At 72.7% G+C, this 17,174-nt stretch carries 9 protein-coding genes; 6 read left to right on the forward strand and 3 right to left on the reverse strand.

Going from position 1 to position 17,174, the window contains the following annotated elements:
• Nucleotides 1-85 precede the first annotated feature (85 nt).
• The 6 genes from OIB37_RS06835 (at nucleotide 86) to OIB37_RS06860 (ending at nucleotide 9,734) form a co-directional block, all read left to right on the forward strand.
• Nucleotides 86-2,665, forward strand: coding sequence for a GcvT family protein (locus OIB37_RS06835; RefSeq protein ID WP_330456624.1), 2,580 nt, complete (start codon nucleotides 86-88; stop codon nucleotides 2,663-2,665).
• A 22-nt stretch (nucleotides 2,666-2,687) separates the two neighbouring features.
• A complete protein-coding gene (solA, locus tag OIB37_RS06840; protein WP_330456625.1) occupies nucleotides 2,688-3,860 on the forward strand; it encodes an N-methyl-L-tryptophan oxidase in 1,173 nt (390 codons plus the stop codon).
• Nucleotides 3,857-5,005 carry an aromatic ring-hydroxylating oxygenase subunit alpha gene (locus OIB37_RS06845; RefSeq protein WP_330456626.1) on the forward strand — a complete coding sequence of 383 codons (1,149 nt, stop codon included), beginning with the start codon at nucleotides 3,857-3,859 and terminating at the stop codon, nucleotides 5,003-5,005. The genes solA and OIB37_RS06845 overlap by 4 nt, the downstream gene beginning before the upstream one ends.
• Nucleotides 4,998-6,464, forward strand: coding sequence for an aldehyde dehydrogenase family protein (locus tag OIB37_RS06850; RefSeq protein WP_330456627.1), 1,467 nt, complete (start codon nucleotides 4,998-5,000; stop codon nucleotides 6,462-6,464). Before OIB37_RS06845 ends, OIB37_RS06850 begins: the two co-directional genes overlap by 8 nt.
• A gap of 91 nt (nucleotides 6,465-6,555) precedes the next feature.
• Nucleotides 6,556-8,130 (forward strand): APC family permease, encoded by a 1,575-nt coding sequence (locus tag OIB37_RS06855; protein WP_330456628.1) that lies wholly within the window; start codon nucleotides 6,556-6,558, stop codon nucleotides 8,128-8,130.
• Between the two features lie 26 nt (nucleotides 8,131-8,156).
• The gene (locus OIB37_RS06860; RefSeq protein ID WP_330456629.1) at nucleotides 8,157-9,734 is read left to right on the forward strand and encodes a GMC family oxidoreductase; all 1,578 of its coding nucleotides are present in this window, start codon (nucleotides 8,157-8,159) and stop codon (nucleotides 9,732-9,734) included.
• 112 nt (nucleotides 9,735-9,846) lie between these two features.
• On the opposite strand, the gene OIB37_RS06865 is transcribed toward OIB37_RS06860, so the two are convergent.
• From OIB37_RS06865 to OIB37_RS06875, 3 genes are all read right to left on the reverse strand, one after another.
• Nucleotides 9,847-14,520 (reverse strand): hypothetical protein, encoded by a 4,674-nt coding sequence (locus tag OIB37_RS06865; protein ID WP_330456630.1) that lies wholly within the window; start codon nucleotides 14,518-14,520, stop codon nucleotides 9,847-9,849.
• A gap of 85 nt (nucleotides 14,521-14,605) precedes the next feature.
• Nucleotides 14,606-15,484 carry a hypothetical protein gene (locus OIB37_RS06870; protein ID WP_330456631.1) on the reverse strand — a complete coding sequence of 293 codons (879 nt, stop codon included), beginning with the start codon at nucleotides 15,482-15,484 and terminating at the stop codon, nucleotides 14,606-14,608.
• A 133-nt stretch (nucleotides 15,485-15,617) separates the two neighbouring features.
• Nucleotides 15,618-17,144: a hypothetical protein gene (locus OIB37_RS06875; protein ID WP_330456632.1), complete on the reverse strand. Its 1,527-nt coding sequence runs from the start codon at nucleotides 17,142-17,144 to the stop codon at nucleotides 15,618-15,620.
• Nucleotides 17,145-17,174: the final 30 nt, after the last annotated feature.

Consider the following 17,174-nt stretch of genomic DNA (forward strand, 5'->3'; position numbering starts at 1 on the left):
CCGTACCCGCCGCGTAGGCGCGCCGCGGCCCGGCGCAGCCTCACTCCCCCGACCCGTTGCCATCCCCGCCAGCACAAGGAGGGGCATGTCCAGCACGCCCGAAAGCCACCCCCGCACGCCCGGCAACCACCCTCCCGCCGACCAAGGCCACCCCCGCACCGCCGATAGCGGTCCACGAACCCACGAGAGCGGTCCCCGAACTCCCGGGGACGGTCCTCGAACTCCCGGGAGCGGACCTCGGGTCGTCGTCATCGGCGCCGGCATCGTCGGCTGCTCCCTCGCCGACGAGCTGACCGCCCGTGGCTGGACCGACGTCACCGTCCTCGAACAGGGTCCGCTGCCCGCACCCGGCGGCTCCACGTCCCACGCGCCCGGACTCGTCTTCCGGACCAGCCCGTCGAAGACCCTCGCGGAGTTCGCCGCCTACACGGTCGAGAAGTTCTCCTCACTCGAAGTCGACGGCGTCCCCTGCTTCCTGCCGGTCGGCGGCCTGGAGCTGGCCACCACGCCCGAACGCCTCGCCGACCTGCACCGCAGGGCCGGTTACGCGGCCTCCTGGGGCATCCGGGGAGAGATCGTCAGCGCCGCCCGCTGCAAGGAACTGTGGCCGCTGCTGGACGAGTCGGTCGTGCTCGGCGGCTTCCACACCCCCGACGACGGACTGGCCCACGCCCTCCTCGCCGCCCGCGCCCAGCTGGACCGGGCCGCCGCGCGCGGCGCCCGCTTCCTGGACCGGCACACCGTCACCGGCATCGAGCAACAGGGCGGCCGCGTCACCGGCGTCGTCACCGACCGGGGCGTCTTCCCTGCCGACCACGTGGTCTCCGCGGCCGGTTTCTGGGGCCCGGTCATCGGCCGCATGGCCGGAGTCGACGTACCGTTGCAGCCTCTCGCGCACCAGTACGCGAGGACGCGGCCGCTGTCCGAACTGGCCGGCGCCACGGCGGAGGCGACGCGGCCCATCCTCCGCTTCCAGGACCGCGACCTGTACTTCCGCGAGCACACCGACCGCATCGGCATCGGCTCGTACGCGCACCGGCCGCTGCCGGTCGACCCGTTCGCGGTCCCGGCGTATGAAGAGGCCCGTGCCCAGGGCATGGACATGCCGTCCTCCTGTCCCTTCACGCCGGAGGACTGGGCGCCGAGCTGGCAGGACTGCCTGCGTCTGCTGCCCGCCCTGGGTGGGACGGAGATCGAGACCGGCTTCAACGGGGTCTTCTCCTTCACGCCCGACGGCATGCCCCTCCTCGGGGAGACCCGGCGACTGCGCGGCTTCTGGCTGGCCGAGGCGGTCTGGGTCACCCACTCCGCGGGCGTGGCCAGGGCCGTCGCCGAGTGGATGGTCGACGGGCGGCCCTCGGCGGACGTGCACGAGTGCGACCTCACACGGTTCGAGGAGGCGCAGCGCTCACCGTCGTACGTACGTGAACGCGGTGCCCAGCAGTTCGCCGAGGTGTACGACGTTCTGCACCCCCTCCAGCCGATGGAGCAACCCCGTCCCCTGCGCGTCAGTCCCTTCTACGCCCGCCAGCGGGAACTCGGCGCGTTCTTCCTGGAGGGAGGCGGCTGGGAGCGCCCGCACTGGTACGAGACGAACGCGGCGCTCACCGACTCCCTCGGCGACCTCCCCGAGCGTGACGCCTGGTCGTCGCGGTACTGGTCCCCCGTGGCCGCCGCCGAGGCGAGGGCGACGCGCGAGAAGGTCGCCCTGTACGACATGACCCCACTGCGGCGCCTGGAGGTGACCGGCCCCGGCGCCCTCGCCTTCCTCGACCGCATGACCACCAACAACCTGCGCAAGAAGCCCGGCGCGGTCACCTACACCCTGCTCCTGGACGAGTCCGGAGGCGTCCGCTCCGACCTCACGGTCGCCCGCCTGGCCCCCGACCGCTTCCAGGTCGGCGCCAACTCCCCCGCCGACCTGGACTGGTTGCTCCGCCACGCCCCTTCCGACGTCCACATACGGGACATCACCTCCGGCACCTGCTGCGTCGGCGTCTGGGGACCCCTCGCCCGCGCCCTGGTCCAGCCGCTGACCCGCGACGACTTCTCCCACGAGGGCTTCGGCTACTTCCGGGCGAAGCGGACCCACCTCGGGCAGGTCCCGGTGACGGCGATGCGCCTGAGTTACGTCGGCGAACTCGGCTGGGAGCTGTACACCACCGCCGACCTGGGCCTCAGGCTCTGGGACACGCTGTGGGAGGCCGGACGGGACCTCGGTGTGGTCGCCGCCGGCCGCTCTGCCTTCAACTCCCTGCGTCTGGAGAAGGGGTACCGCGCCTGGGGCACCGACATGACCGACGAGCACACGCCCTTCGAGGCGGGCCTCGGCTTCGCGGTCCGTATGGACAAGGGGGACTTCGTGGGCCGGGAGGCCCTGCTCGGCCTGCCCGAGCCGGCCCGCCGGCTCACCCCGCTCCTCCTCGACGATCCCGCCACCGTCGTGCTCGGCAGGGAACCGGTCCATGTCGACGGCGCCCCGGCCGGCTACGTGACCAGCGCGTCGTACGGCTACACGCTGGGCCGGTGTGTCGCCTACGCCTGGCTGCCGGCCGGCCTCGCCCCGGGCACCGGCGCGCACATCGAGTACTTCGGCGAGAAGGTCCCCGCGACGGTCGCCGAGGAGCCGCTGTTCGACCCGGAGATGACCCGCATCCGCCGGTGACCCACCCCAGGAGGTCCGTAACGTGTCCCCCACCTACGACGTGATCGTCATCGGACTCGGCGGCATGGGCAGCGCCGCCGCCCACCATCTGTCCGCGCGCGGCGCCCGGGTCCTCGGTCTGGAGAAGTTCGGTCCGGTGCACAACCGCGGCTCCAGCCACGGTGGTTCCCGCGTCACCCGGCAGTCGTACTTCGAGGACCCGGCGTACGTGCCGCTGCTGCTGCGCGCCTACGAGCTGTACGAGGAGCTGGAGCGGGCCACCGGCCGGGACATCGCCGTCCTGTGCGGGGGCGTCATGGTCGGGCCGCCCGGCTCCCGGACCGTCTCCGGGTCCCTGCGTTCGGCGACCGAGTGGGACCTGCCGCACGAGATGCTGGACGCGAAGGAGATCAGGCGCCGCTTCCCCACCCTCGCCCCGTACGACGACGAGGTCGCCCTGTACGAGGCCAAGGCGGGCCTCGTCCGCCCGGAGAACATGGTCGCCGCCCATCTGCAGCTGGCCACGCGGCAGGGCGCCGATCTGCACTTCGAGGAACCGATGCTGCGCTGGGAGCCGTACCGGGACGGGGTGCGGGTGCACACGGCCGAGAACACCTACACGGCCGGTCAGCTGGTGATCTGCCCGGGCGCCTGGGCGCCGCAATTGCTCACCGACCTCGGGGTGCCGTTCTCGATCGAGCGGCAGATCATGTACTGGTTCCGGCCGCGGGGCGGCACGGAGCCGTTCGAGCCGCGCAACCACCCGATCTATGTCTGGGAGGACGCCCGGGGCGTGCAGGTGTACGGCTTCCCGGCCATCGACGGCCCCGAACTGGGCGCCAAGGTCGCCTTCTTCCGCAAGGGTCAGGTCACCACCCCGGAGACCATCGACCGGACCGTGCACCCGCACGAGGTCCAGGCCATGGCGGACCACATGTCGCACTGCATCCCGGACCTGCCCGGCACCTTCCTCAAGGCCGCCACCTGCATGTACTCCAACACCCCTGACGAGCACTTCGTGATCTCCCGGCATCCCGCGCACCCGGAGTCGGTCACCGTGGCCTGCGGGTTCTCCGGGCACGGTTTCAAGTTCGTGCCCGTCGTCGGCGAGATTCTGGCCGACCTCGCGCTGACCGGTTCCTCCGCGCACCCGATCGGCCTGTTCGACCCCGCCCGCCCCACCGCCGCCGCGTCCGCCCGAGGAGCACGCCCGTGACGACGCACCCGATCTCCCCGGCGACCCCGCTCTCCCCCAGCCTGATCGCCACCCTCCCCGGTCACTACTACACCGACCCGGACGTCTTCCGGCGGGAGCAGGAGAAGCTCTTCGAGACGATGTGGTTCTGCGCCGTGCGCAGCGCCGACCTGGCCGGGCCGGGCGCGTTCCGCACGGTGCGGGTCGGCCGCGAGAGCGTCGTCGTCACCCGTGGCCGTACCGGCGAGCTGCGCGCGTTCCTCAACGTGTGCCGGCACCGCGGGGCACAGCTGTGCACCGAGGAGTCGGGCGAGGTGCGCCGCAGCCTGCAGTGCCCGTATCACGCGTGGACGTACGACCTCGACGGCAGGTTGATCGCCGCACCCAACTTGATCAAGATGCCGGACGTCGACCGGGTCGCGTACGGGTTGATCAAGGTGGCCCTGCGTGAATGGCTCGGCTACGCCTGGGTGTGCCTCGCCGACGAACCGCCCTCCTTCGAGGACACGGTGATGCACGCTGCCGTCGAACGGCTCGGCGACGCGGCCGCCATCGAGCACTACGGGACCGAGAGGCTGGCACTCGGCAGGCGCGTCACCTACGACGTACGGGCCAACTGGAAGCTGATCGTCGAGAACTTCATGGAGTGCTACCACTGCGCGACGATCCACCCCGAGCTCACCGAGGTGCTGCCGGAGTTCGCGGACGGGTACGCGGCCCAGTACTACGTGGGCCACGGAGCGGAGTTCGGGCAGGAGATCGAGGGCTTCACGGTCGACGGGAGCCCGGGCTTCCCGCGCCTCCCCGAGGTGAGCGCCGACCAGGACCGCCGCTACTACGCCATCACGGTCAAGCCGACCGTGTTCGTCAACCTCGTACCGGACCACGTCATCCTGCACCGCATGTTCCCGCTGGCCGAGGACCGCACGGTCGTGGAGTGCGACTGGCTGTACGCGCCGGAGGTGGTGGCCTCGGGGGCGGACGTGTCGAAGTCCGTGGAGCTGTTCCACCGCGTCAACGTCCAGGACTTCGAGGCCTGTGAGCGCACGCAGCCGGCGATGTCCTCGCGCGCGTACCGCGAGGGCGGCGTGCTGGTCCCGAACGAACACCACATCGCGCTCTTCCACGAGTGGCTCCTGGAGAGGCTGGGGGACGGCCATGCCTGACCTGTTCATCGACGGACGATGGCGGGGCGCCCTGGACGGACGCACCCGCGAGATCCGCTGTCCCGCCGACGGCTCACTGGTCGGCGTCGTGGACGAGGCGGGCGGCAAGGACACGGCGGAGGCGGTCGCCGCGGCCCGTCGCGCCTTCGACACGGGCCCCTGGCCGGGTACGGCCGCGCAGGAGCGCGGCGATCTGCTCCTGCGGGTGGCCGGCCTGCTGGCCCGCGACAAGGACGCCCTGGCCCGCGCCGAGTCCCTGGACACGGGGAAGCGGCTGGTGGAGAGCGCGTACGACATCGACGACGTCGTGAACTGCTTCCGCTACTTCGGGCGGCTGGTCGCGGGCGAGGCCGGGCGGGTGGTCGACACCGGCCGGAAGGACGTCGACAGCAGGGTGGTGCACGAACCGCTCGGTGTGTGCGCCCTGATCACCCCCTGGAACTACCCCCTGCTGCAGACCGCGTGGAAGGTCGCGCCGGCCCTCGCGGCGGGCGACACCTTCGTCCTGAAGCCGAGCGAGCTGACCCCGCACACCGCGATCCACCTGGTCCGGCTGCTGGCGGAGGCGGGTCTTCCACCGGGCGTGGCCAACCTGGTGCTGGGCGCCGGTCCGGAGGCGGGCGCCCCGCTGGCCGACCACCCCGACGTCGATCTGGTCTCCTTCACCGGCGGCCTCCACACGGGCCGCCGGCTGATGGCCGCCGCCGCCGGCACGGTGAAGAAGGTCGCGCTGGAACTCGGCGGGAAGAACCCGAACATCGTCTTCGCGGACGCCGATTTCGACACGGCCGTCGACATGGCCCTGACGGCCGTGTTCCTGCACTCCGGGCAGGTGTGCTCGGCCGGGGCCCGGCTGCTGGTCGAGGACGCGCTGCACGACCGGTTCGTGGACGAGGTCGTACGGCGGGCCACGCTGATCAGGCTCGGTGGCCCCTTCGACGAGCGGGCGCAGACCGGGCCGCTGATCTCGGCGGCGCACCGGGCGAAGATCGAGGCCCATGTCGCCAAGGGCCTGGCGGAGGGCGCGGTGCTGCGCTGCGGCGGAGCCCGGCCCTCCGGACCCGGCTACGACGAGGGCTTCTACTACCTGCCGACGGTCCTGGACGAGTGCGCGAGCGGCATGTCCGTGGTCCGGGAGGAGTCCTTCGGGCCGGTGCTGACCGTCGAGCGGTTCACGGCCGAGGAGGAGGCCGTCCGGCTCGCCAACGACACCGTGTACGGGCTCGCCGGTGCCGTGTGGACGCGCGACGAGGCCAGGGCAGCCCGCGTCGCGGCCCGGCTGCGGCTCGGCACCGTATGGATCAACGACTACCACCCGTACGTGCCGCAGGCCGAATGGGGTGGTTACAAGCAGTCCGGGTTCGGCCGCGAACTCGGGCTCTCGGGGCTCGCCGAGTACCGGGAGACGAAGCACATCTGGCGCAACACCGCGCCGGCACCGCAGGGTTGGTTCGACTGAGACCGCTCCACCCCGTCCGATGTCCTTGGCCCCCGGCACCCGCACGAGCAAGCCACTCCCTTCCCTCCGCAGGCCCACGAGGAGTCAGCTCATGACGACCACCGAGCAATCGCCAGGCCCGCACCACCCACGCGACGACGCCGAACTCGCCGAGTTCGGCTACAGGCCCGAACTCAAGCGCACGCTCGGCAACTTCCACACCTTCGCCGCCGGGATCAGCTACATCTCGATCCTGACCGGCACCTTCCAGCTGTTCTACTTCGGTTACGGCAGCGGCGGCCCCGCCTACTGGTGGTCCTGGCCGCTGGTGTTCGCCGGCCAGTTCGCGGTGGCCCTGTGCTTCGCCGAGCTGGCCGCCCGCTATCCGGTGGCGGGCTCGGTCTACAACTGGTCGAAGAAGATCGGCAATCCGCATCTCGGCTGGCTGGCCGGGTGGATGATGTTGATCGCGTCGATCGTGTCCATCTCGGCGGTCGCGCTCGCCTACCAGTTGACGCTGCCGCAGATCTCCTCCTTCTTCCAGTTCGTCGGTGACGGCACCGGCAAGTACGACGTGGCGACCAACGCCGTCGTCCTGGCGACCGTACTGATCCTGTTCACCACTCTGGTCAACGCGTTCGGCGTCAAGCTCATGGCCACGATCAACACAGCCGGCGTCTTCATCGAGCTGATCGCGACGGTTGTACTGATCACCCTGTTCGCCGTCCACATCACCCGTGGCCCTCAGGTCGTCATGCAGACGAACGGCACCGGATCCGGACACGGCACGGGGTACCTGGGCGCCTTCCTGGTGGCCTCGCTGGCGTCGGCGTACGTCATGTACGGCTTCGACACCGCGGCCTCGCTCGGCGAGGAGTCCCTGGACCCCTCCCGCAACGCCCCGCGCGCCATCGTCCGCGCGATCGCCGCCTCCTTCGTCCTGGGCGGACTGGTGCTGCTGCTGGGGCTGATGAGCGTCTCCAGCCTCAAGGGCGACAAGCTGTCCACGGACGGTCTGCAGTACATCGTGCTCGACGTCCTCGGCCCGACGGCCGGCAAGGCGATGCTGTGGTGCGTGCTGATCGCGGTGACGGTGTGCGCGCTGGCCGTGCACACGGCGGCGATCCGGCTGGCGTTCGCGATGGCGCGGGACAACAACCTGCCCGCCTCCTCGCTGATCGCCCGGGTCAGCCCGCGCTTCCGGACCCCCGTGCTGCCGGCCGTGATCATCGGTGTGCTGGCGCTGGCGATCCTCGTGGTCAACATCCGCCAGCCGCAGATCTTCACGGTCGTCACCAGTATCGGCATCATCATGATCTACCTCGCCTACCTGGGTGTCACCGCGCCCATGCTGGTGGCGCGGCTGCGCGGCACGTGGCGGCCGGCGGGCGACGGCAGGTTCTCGCTGGGCCGCTGGGGGCTGCCCGTCAACGTCGTCGCGGTGGTGTGGGGCGCGGCCATGACGGTCAACCTGATCTGGCCCCGGTCCGCCGTGTACAACGCGAGCGCGCCGTACCACTGGTACCTGCGCTGGGGCGCGGTGCTGTTCGTGGCCGTCATCGCGGGCGGCGGGTTCGCCTACTACTGGTTCGTCCAGCGCCACCGGACCGGTGTGCTCGCCGAGCACCGCCTGGAGACCGAGTCCGCCGGCCCGACCGCTCCCCTCGCCGCCCCCGCGGCCGACTGATCCCGGCTCCCAGGAGGGAACTGCTCATGAACACCGATGAGTTCGACGATCCCGGCGAGTTCGACGAGTTCGACTACGTCGTGGTGGGCGGCGGCACCGCGGGCAACGTCGTGGCGGCGCGGCTGTCCGAGGACCCGGCCGTGACGGTGTGCGTCCTGGAGGCGGGCCCGAGCGACGCCGGCGACGAGAACGTGCTCAGGCTGGAGCGCTGGATGGGCCTGCTGGAGTCCGGCTACGACTGGGACTACCCGGTCGAGCCCCAGGCCAGCGGGAACAGTTTCATGCGGCACGCGCGCGCGAAGGTGCTGGGCGGCTGTTCCTCGCACAACTCCTGCATCGCCTTCTGGGCGCCCGCGGAGGATCTGGACGACTGGGCGGCCCGGGGCTGTACGGGCTGGAGTGCGGCCGACCTGTTCCCGCTGTACCGGCGGCTGGAGAACAACGACGCGCCGGGCGACCACCACGGCCGCGGCGGCCCGGTGAAGCTGCGCACGCTCAAGGACGAGGACCCGTGCGGCACCGCCCTGCTGGAGGCGTGCGCGCAGGCGGGGATACCCACGGTCCCGTTCAACACCGGCAGGACGGTGGTGCGCGGGGCCAACTGGTTCCAGATCAACTCCGACGAGAACAACATCCGCCAGTCCTCGTCCGTGGCCTACCTGCACCCGGTGATGGGCAAGCGGCCGAACCTGGACGTGCGCACCGGGGTGCGGGCCAGGAAGCTGGTGCTGGAGGGCCGCCGGTGCGTGGGCGCCGAGTACCTGGACCCGGATCTGGTGCACACCCGTACCGTACGGGCCCGGCGCGAGGTGATCGTCTCGTGCGGGTCCATCGACTCGCCGAAGCTGCTGATGCTGTCGGGCATCGGCCCGGCCGGGCATCTGCGCGAGGTCGGGGTCGAGGTCGCCGTCGACGCGGCGGGCGTCGGCGAGAACCTCCAGGACCACCCCGAGGGCGTCATCATGTGGGAGGCGAGGCAGCCGATGACCACCACGTCCAGCCAGTGGTGGGAAGCGGGCGTCTTCTACGACACGGAACCGGGCCTGGACCGCCCCGACCTGATGTTCCACTACGGCAGCGTGCCGTTCGACATGAACACCGCGCGGTGGGGCTATCCGACCTCGGAGAACGCGTTCTGTCTGACGCCCAACGTGACGAGGGCGAAGTCGCGCGGCACGGTGCGGCTGCGCACGCGGGACTACCGGGACAAGCCGATGGTCGATCCGCGGTACTTCACGCACGAGCACGACGTGCGGGTGATGACGTACGGGCTGAAACTGGCGCGCCGCATCGCCGCGCAGCCCGCGCTGAGCGGCTGGGCGGGGGCCGAACTGGCCCCGGGGCCTGATGTCCGCACCGACGGCGAACTCCTCGACTACATCCGCCGGACGCACAACACGGTCTATCACCCGTCCTGCACGGTGAGGATGGGCGCCGACGACGACCCCTCGGCCCCGCTCGACGCGCGGCTGCGGGTCAAGGGGGTCGAGGGGCTGCGGGTGGCCGACGGGTCGGTGATGCCGGACCTGATCGCCGTCAACCCGTGCATCACGACCATGGTGATCGGCGAGAAGTGCGCCGACTTGATCAAGGAGGATTCCTGACCGACGGGTTGGTCAACCTATTGATCAACCCGTCGGCCAACCCGCCGGGGCAACCCGTCGGGTCAACCCGCCGATCAATCTGTCGGGTCAACCCGTCGGGTCAATCCGTCGGTCAGCTGGTGGCCGGTGCCGGCCTCTTGAACATCCGTGTCGCCGTGATCTCGCTGCGCACCGCCTCGCCGTCCTGGGGCTGCTGCGGCAGTCCGGGCCGGAGGTGTTCCTCCACGCTGATGTACTTGAGGCCGGCCCTGAGGTCGGCGTCGTTGCGCAGCCGGATGACCAGCGGGAACTCGGCGAGCGCGGTCGTGTCGAACAGGCCTGTGGTGTACAGCAGCTGCACACCGAGGGCGTCGGACACGGCCCGCTGGAGCTCCAGCAGGTACGTCGCGTTGGCGCGGCCGATGGGGTTGTCCAGGAACAGCGTGCCCGCGTGCCGGTGCTTGTCGCGTCCGCGGTCGTTGGAGCGCAGGGCGGCCATCGTGCAGTACAGGGCGATGGCCGCGGTGAGCAGCTGGCCGCCGGAGAAGACGTCGCCCATCTGTCCGACCGGGACGCGTTCGGCGCGCAGCACGGCGTCGGGCTTGAGGATCTCCACGGCGATGCCCTTGGGCTGCAGCGCGGCCGCGACGCCCCGCAGCAGCAGGGACATGCCGTCGCGCCGCAGGTCGGAGTTCTTCTTCACGGCGGCCCGGGTCGCCTCGTCGATGACCTCGCCGAGGCGTTCGGTCAGGGTCGCCTGGTCGGGCTCCTCGAAGCGGATGCGCAGGAACTCCTGCCCGGACCACTCGCCGAGCCCCTCCGGCAGCCTGGACAGCCGCTGGGCGGACCGCAGGGTGGCCAGCGAGGACTCGACGAGCCCGCGCAGCCGGTCGACGATCGAGTCGCGGTTGCGCTCCAGCTGGGCCAGTTCGTCGGTGAGGACACGCAGTCGTGGCGCGAAGGCGTCCGCCCACTTCTGGGCGTGCTCGGGGAGCGCGGAGGCGGGCAGCTCCCGGATCTGCTGGCGGGCGGGGGTGCGCACCTGCTCGTAGCGGGTGGAGTTGGCGTGCCGGACGAGGACGTCGCTCGCCTCGCGCACGGCTCCCTCGGCGGCGGACAGGTCGGCGGCGCAGCCGCGCAGCGAGCGGCGGGCCTCGGCGGCCGACTGCCGGGCCTCCTCCGGGCTGCCCGGGTACGGTTCCGCCTGCTCCTGGTCGTCCTCGGCGGCGGGCTCGCGCAGCAGGTCGCGGAGCATCGCGGCGATCTCGTCGAAGCCGCCGGCCGCGTCCTCGGCGGCCCCGTGGGCCGCCAGCAGTTCGGCGTGCGCGTCGCGGGCCTCTGCCAGCGCCGCGGTGCGGGAGCCGAGTTCGGCCGTGGCCGTGCGCAGCAGGGCCTGGGCGTGCTCGGCGTCGCGCGGGAGCAGTTCCTCGGGCAGCGTGGTGTGCGCCTCGCCGTCCTCGGGGGCGTGCCGCTCGGCCTCGCCGCGCAGCCGGCCCAGCTGCTCGCTCGCGGTGGACATGCGGGTCTCCAGGAGCTGCACCAGCTCCTCCGCGCGGGCGGCGGCCGCCTGGCGGGACGGTCCGTCGGCGCCGTCGGGAGACTCCAGCAGCAGCTCGGCACGCGCGCGGACCTTGTTGCTCAGCCGGTCCAGCTCGGTTCGTGCCGCGCTCTCGTCGCTCTCCGCGCGGGCCTGCTCGGCGCGCAGGTCGGCGTCGACGCCGACCTTCTCGTACACCTGGGAGGCGGCCCGGTAGGCCTCGCGGAGCGCGGGCAGGGACACCTTGGGGGCGTCCGCGTCGTCCTCCGGTACGTCGTCGGGGGCGCCCGCGATCTCGGAGCGCTCGGCGCGCAGCGCACGCGCGGTACGGCGGGCGTCGTCGGCGGCGCGCTGGGTGGCGCGGCGGTCCTCGTCGGCGACGCGGGCGCGGTCCAGGCAGGACTGGGCGCGGGCCTCCGACTCGGTGGCCTCGTCGGCGAGTTCGCGCAGGCGGGCCTGCCAGCCCGCGCGCTCACGCAGCCGGTAGGCAAGTCCGGCGAGGGCGTCGGCGGCACGGCGCGCCTTCTGCGCGGCCTCCTGCCGTTCGTCGCGGACCTGCGTGGCCTCGGCCGCGGTCTCGTCGGCCTCCGCGCGCGCGGTGCGCGCCTCGGCGAGTTCGGCCTCGCTCTCCTCCGCGAACGCGCGTGCCTCCTCGGCGGCCTGGGCGAGTTCGGCGAGCCGGCCGGCCGGGCAGCCGGTGCGCCAGGAGACGAGCCGTGCGGCCAGTTCGCGGTCCTTGCCGAGCCGGGCGGCGAGGGCGCGGATCTCCTCGTCGCGCGCGGTGGCCCGGGTCCGCAGGGCCTGCCGCTCCTCGTCGGCCGCGTGTTCGTCGTGCATGGCCGGGTTCGGGGGCACGAGGAAGACGTCCGTGGCGACGGCGCCGGACGCCGTGCCGGGGGCGAGCAGGGCGGCGGCCGTGCCGACGGCCACGGTGGAGCGCGGCAGCAGGGCGGCGGCGCCGAGCGCCTCGCGGGCACGCGCGTGCGTGTCAGGGTCGGTGATGATCACACCGTCGACCAGTTCGGGGCGCGCGGCGAGCACGCGCGCGTGGTCGGCGGGGTCGACCGACTGGGCGAGGTAGCGCCAGCCGGGCTGGGCGGGGATGCCGTGCTCGCCGAGGAACTCCACGGTGGCCAGCACGTCCGGTCCGGGCGGCAGCAGACCGCCGTCGCCGAGGGCGCCGAGGATGCGGGCGTCGTCGGCGGCGGCGGTGCGCAGCTCGAAGAGGTTCCGTTCGGCGGCCGACACGGCGTCGTCGAGGAGGGCGCGCAGCTCGTCGGCGAAGCGGTCGAGCTCCTCGGAGGTGAGCGGGCCTCCGCCGCCGTCGACGCGGGTGCCCTCCTCGAGGTCGTCGTCGCGCGCGGCCGTGCCGTCGGCCTCCGCCGCCCTGGGGGCGGGGACACCGGCCCGGACGGTCGCGGGCGCGCCGGGCAGGCTCAGCAGTTCGGCGAGCCGCTCCTCGGCGGCCAGGGCCTCGGCGAGCCGCCGTTCAGCGTCGTGGGAGCGTCCGGCTGCGGTCGCGGCGTCCGCCGCGCGGGCCGCGGTCAGCTCGGCGCGGGACTCGGCGGCGGCAGCCTCGCGGGCGTACTCGGTCGCCTTGCGGGCGGCCTCGCGGGCCGTGTCCCAGGCGGCCACGGTGGTCTTCTCGGCCTCGCTGGCCGCGAGCGCCGCGCGTGCCGGGTCGGTGTCGGGGGCGCTGTCGTCGATCCAGCCCGCGCGCACGGCCTCGGCCGTCTCCTGCTCGACCTCGGCGAGGCGCTGACGCAGGTGCCCCAACTCACTGCGGGCGCGCTGCGCCTCGGTGGCGGCGCCGGTGGAGTCGCGGTAGGCGGCGTCGCTGACCTCCTGGAGGGCGGCGGAGCGCTCCTCTCCCTCGTTGGCGAGGTCCTCGGCGCTCGCGGCGGCCGAGTGCAGGGCCCGTACGAGGTCCACGGCGGCCTTGGCGCGGGCGGCGAGCGCGGGAGCGGCGTCCCGTTCGGCCTCCTGGATCGCGGTGGACACGCGGGCGACGCGGTCGGCGGCGGCGCGGTGGCGCAGCGCGACCTCGGCGGCCTGCCAGGCGGAGTGCAGGGTGCGCGCGTCGGCCAGCTCGCGCTTCTGCGCGGCGGCGGACTTCTCGGCGGCGGTCAGGGCCAGGGAGGCGTGCCGGTAGGCGAGTTCGGCGGCGATCAGGGAGCTGCGCTCCCGGGCGCCCTCGGAGTGGGTGACGGCGTAGGCGGCTGCCGTGACCCGCTGGGCGAGGTCGGTGGCCCGCACGCGCTCGCGGACCGCCCGCGCGGACAGCCGCCGGGCCAGTGTGCGGGTACGGCGTTCGGCGCCGGCGTGGACGTCACGCGCGCGTGAACGCGTCTCGGCGGCCTCGACGATCCGGCCGAGCAGGTCGACGGAGTTCGCGGTGAAGTCACGCTCGGCGATCAGCTCGGCGCGCCGGCCCAGCTTGTTGCCGAAGCCGCTGACGAGGTCGGCGAGGCCGTCGGTGTCACGGGTGTCGGTGACCGCGCGCAGCAGCAGGTCGGTGAAGTCGGAGTCCTTCTTGACGGCGAAGAGGCCGGCCGCCTCACCCTCGTCGGCGTTCATCTCCCGCTGGTAGCGGAAGAGTTCGGGGTCGAGGCCGAGTTCGCCGAGGTGGTCGGTCCAGCGTTCGTGGGTCTCCTCCCAGTGCACCTCCAGGTGCGGGTAGGCCTTCCCGGCCTCGGTGAGGGCGTCGCGGAAGCCCTTCATGGTGCGGCGGCGGCCCTGAGCGCCGGAGGCTCCCTCGACGGGCGCCCGTACGGCGGTGGACTCGGCGACGGGGAGGTTGTCCAGGCGCAGACCGGGTCCGGGCCGGAAGGAGTACCAGGCCTCGGCGAACTTGCGCGGGTCGTTGGAGACCTGGCGTCCGCGCCACTCGCTGGCCTTGCCGACCACCACGCACTCACCGGTGAGCACGTGCTGCCATTCCAGCACCACGTGCCCGCAGTCGTCGGCGAGCAGGAACTTGCGCAGCACACCGGAGCTCGCGCCGCCGAGGGTGTTGCGGTGGCCGGGCAGCATGACCGAGAAGATCAGCTTGAGGAGGACGGACTTGCCGCCGCCGTTCTCCAGGAACAGCACGCCTGCGGGGGCCGGTCGGCGCGGCGGGCCGACCGGCTCCTCCTCGAAGAACTCCGCCTGCATGGGTGCCGGGTCGGGCACGGGTGCGCCCACGCCCCGCAGGTCAAGCACGGTGTCGGCATAGCGCGCACCGGCGGGCCCGATGGAGTAGAGGCGGACCCGGGACAGCTCGTACATGGCGGACTCTCGCGTTAAGTCTTCGGAAAGGTGCGGTGGTTCAGGACGTGCGGTGGTTCAGGGTGCCGGGGGCTTCCGGGAAGCGTCAGGAGTGGAACGGCAGTCCGGCGTCGGCGACCAGCTCCAGGTCGTCGGTGTCCTCGGCGGGCATCAGGCTGGCCGTGCCGTCGGTGACGGGTACGACGCCCAGTTCCAGCAGCTCGGCCATCGCGGCGGTGCCGGCCATGTCGCGTACCTGGAGCTGGTAGCGGGCCGTGGTGCGGTAGGTGCCGCCGCTGTCGTCGCCCGTGCGCTGCAGGAAACCCGAGTCGGTGAGGAACGCCATCGCCTTGGCCACCATGCCCGTGGTGGAGGCGGCCGGCCGGCGCGAGTCCTTGGTGGCGCCGGTGGCGCTGCGCCTGGCCCAGATGCGCCACGCGGTCTCCAGGCCGGGCGCGTCGGTGGCCGGGTCGGTGTTCTCGCCCAGTTCCTCCGCGCGCTCCTCCAGGCGGCGGCAGGCCTGCCGTACGAAGGCGTCGACGCCGTTGACGCTGACGCGGCCGATGTAGGTGTCGTCGGCCAGGTCCTCGGGGCGCGGGAACGCCAGCGCGGCGACGGCGAGATGGGCGAGGCCGTGCAGGAAGCGGTCGCCGGAGTCGGCGGCGGTGCGCCGTGCGTAGTCGCCCATGCGGACGGCGAACACCGAGTCCTCGGCGGCCGTCACGGCCATCCCCGCGCGCGGGGACACCTCCAGCACGACGAGTCCGAGGCCGGTGGCGACGGCGTCGGCGAGCCGCGCGAACGCCGGGTCGTCGCGGTAGCGGCGCAGCAGCTCGGTGTACTCCTGGTCGCGGGCGGGCTGCAGTTTGGGCTGCAGGCCGAAGGCGACGAGCCGCGCGGCGTCGGCGGCGTCGGCGGGGGTGACGGCGGTGGCCGCCGGCGGGGCGGGGGTCTCCGCCTCGCTCCACTCGACGTGCTCGCTCACGGACACAACTCCTTGCGCTGGGGACTGAGGAAGGGTGCGCCCCGTCGGGGGGCGCGGGACTGTATCGGTCGGCGGCCGCGCCGCGGGGCGCGGCCGGCCGCGGACGGCCTGCACACGGCGACCGGCGAAACCATCACGCGGCCTCGGCCCGGTCCGCGGCCATTCCCGCCGAGTCCAGCAGGGCGGTTCCCACGACCAGGTCGGCGCCGCCGAACTCGGGGTCGTCCAGTTCCGTCCCGTCGTCCACGGCGAACAGCAGTTTCTCCTCGCCCTGGCGGTAGGCGGTGCCCACAGCGGGGCTCGCCGCGTGCACCGCCAGCAGCGCGACCAGATACGGCAGCTCCGGGTCCTGTCCGCGTGCCTCGGCGAGCAGCCCGGACAGTCTGCGCGGCGCGTCGGCGGGCAGGTCCAGCAGTTCCATCGCGGCGGCGAGCTGTTCCTCGCTGAACCGGCTGTCGTCGGGGGTCGCGATGAGGTCGGGCTCGGGCATCTCCGCGCCCAGGTGCTCCCGTTCCACCGGCGGGGTCAGCAGGATGTCCACGAGGTCGGCCACCCGTACGGACACCGGTGTGCGCAGTCCCGTGCCGCGCGCGAAGAACGCGTCGGTGACCTTGGTCGCGTCCTCCAGGGGCAGCGGCAGCACCGGAGCGACCAGATGGCCGTAGAGGTCGATCCCGGACGTGCTGGTGGGGGTGGCGAAGGCCTGCCGGTCCTGTTCGGCGCGGAAGAGCGGGCCCGCCTCCAGCAGACGCGACTGGAGCTGGGTGTGGCGCCGGATGCAGTCCTTGACGATGTCGACGAGTTCGGCGGCGCGCCGCTTGTGCTCGGGCTCCTCGGTCTCGTCGCGGGCCTTGCGGATGTTGGTGAGGATCGCGTTCTCGTGGCGGTAGCGCTCGGCCACGTGGTCCAGGGCCTCGGCGATCATGTCGGGTACGGCGTTGAGCCAGTCGACCGCGCGGACGTTGCGCCGGGTGGCGTCCAGGGCCCGGCGCAGGGTCTCGGCGTACTGCACGGTCCGGTACCTGGCCTGCTCGGCGGCGAGCTGGGCGTCGGCGAGCCGGCCCCGGTTGATCAGCACCTCGAGCTTGACCTCGGCCGCGATCTGGGCGCTGGTGACATCGGTGTCCAGGGCGCCGACCAGGACGTTGACCGCCTCGTCGGTGGTGCGCAGGTAGACGGTGCCGCCGGGGCCGGGGACCTCTTCGATCAGCTTGAAGTCGTAGTCGCGGCGGACGTAGGTGCCGTCCGGCGCGAAGGTGCCGTACACCGCGCGGAAGCCGCGGTCCACGCTGCCGACGTTGATCAGGTTCTCCAGGACCCAGCGGGCCACGCGCTCGTGCTCGGGCGTGGGCCGGTGCGGGGCCTGGGCGGCGATGCGCGGGATCAGCCGGGCGACGATCTGCTCGTGGTCGGCGCCCGTGTCGAAGTCCATGTTCAGGGTGACCAGGTCGATGGAGGCCAGGGCCACCTCGGCCATGCCGTACACCGAGTACTCGCCGGTCAGGTTGGCCTTGCGCGCGTCCAGGTCGTGCAGCGGCGCGGTGCAGGCGAGCGCGCGCAGCCGCCGCGCCAGCCCCTCGTCGGCGGCCGGGCCCGGCGCCGGGCGCGGCGCCGCGCTGAGCTGGGGCGGAACGCTGTCCGTCGATACAGGCGAAGTCACGGTGCACAGATTAGGTCCTCGATCAGACAT

It is taken from the genome of Streptomyces sp. NBC_00820, from assembly GCF_036347055.1.
Taxonomy (GTDB): domain Bacteria; phylum Actinomycetota; class Actinomycetes; order Streptomycetales; family Streptomycetaceae; genus Streptomyces.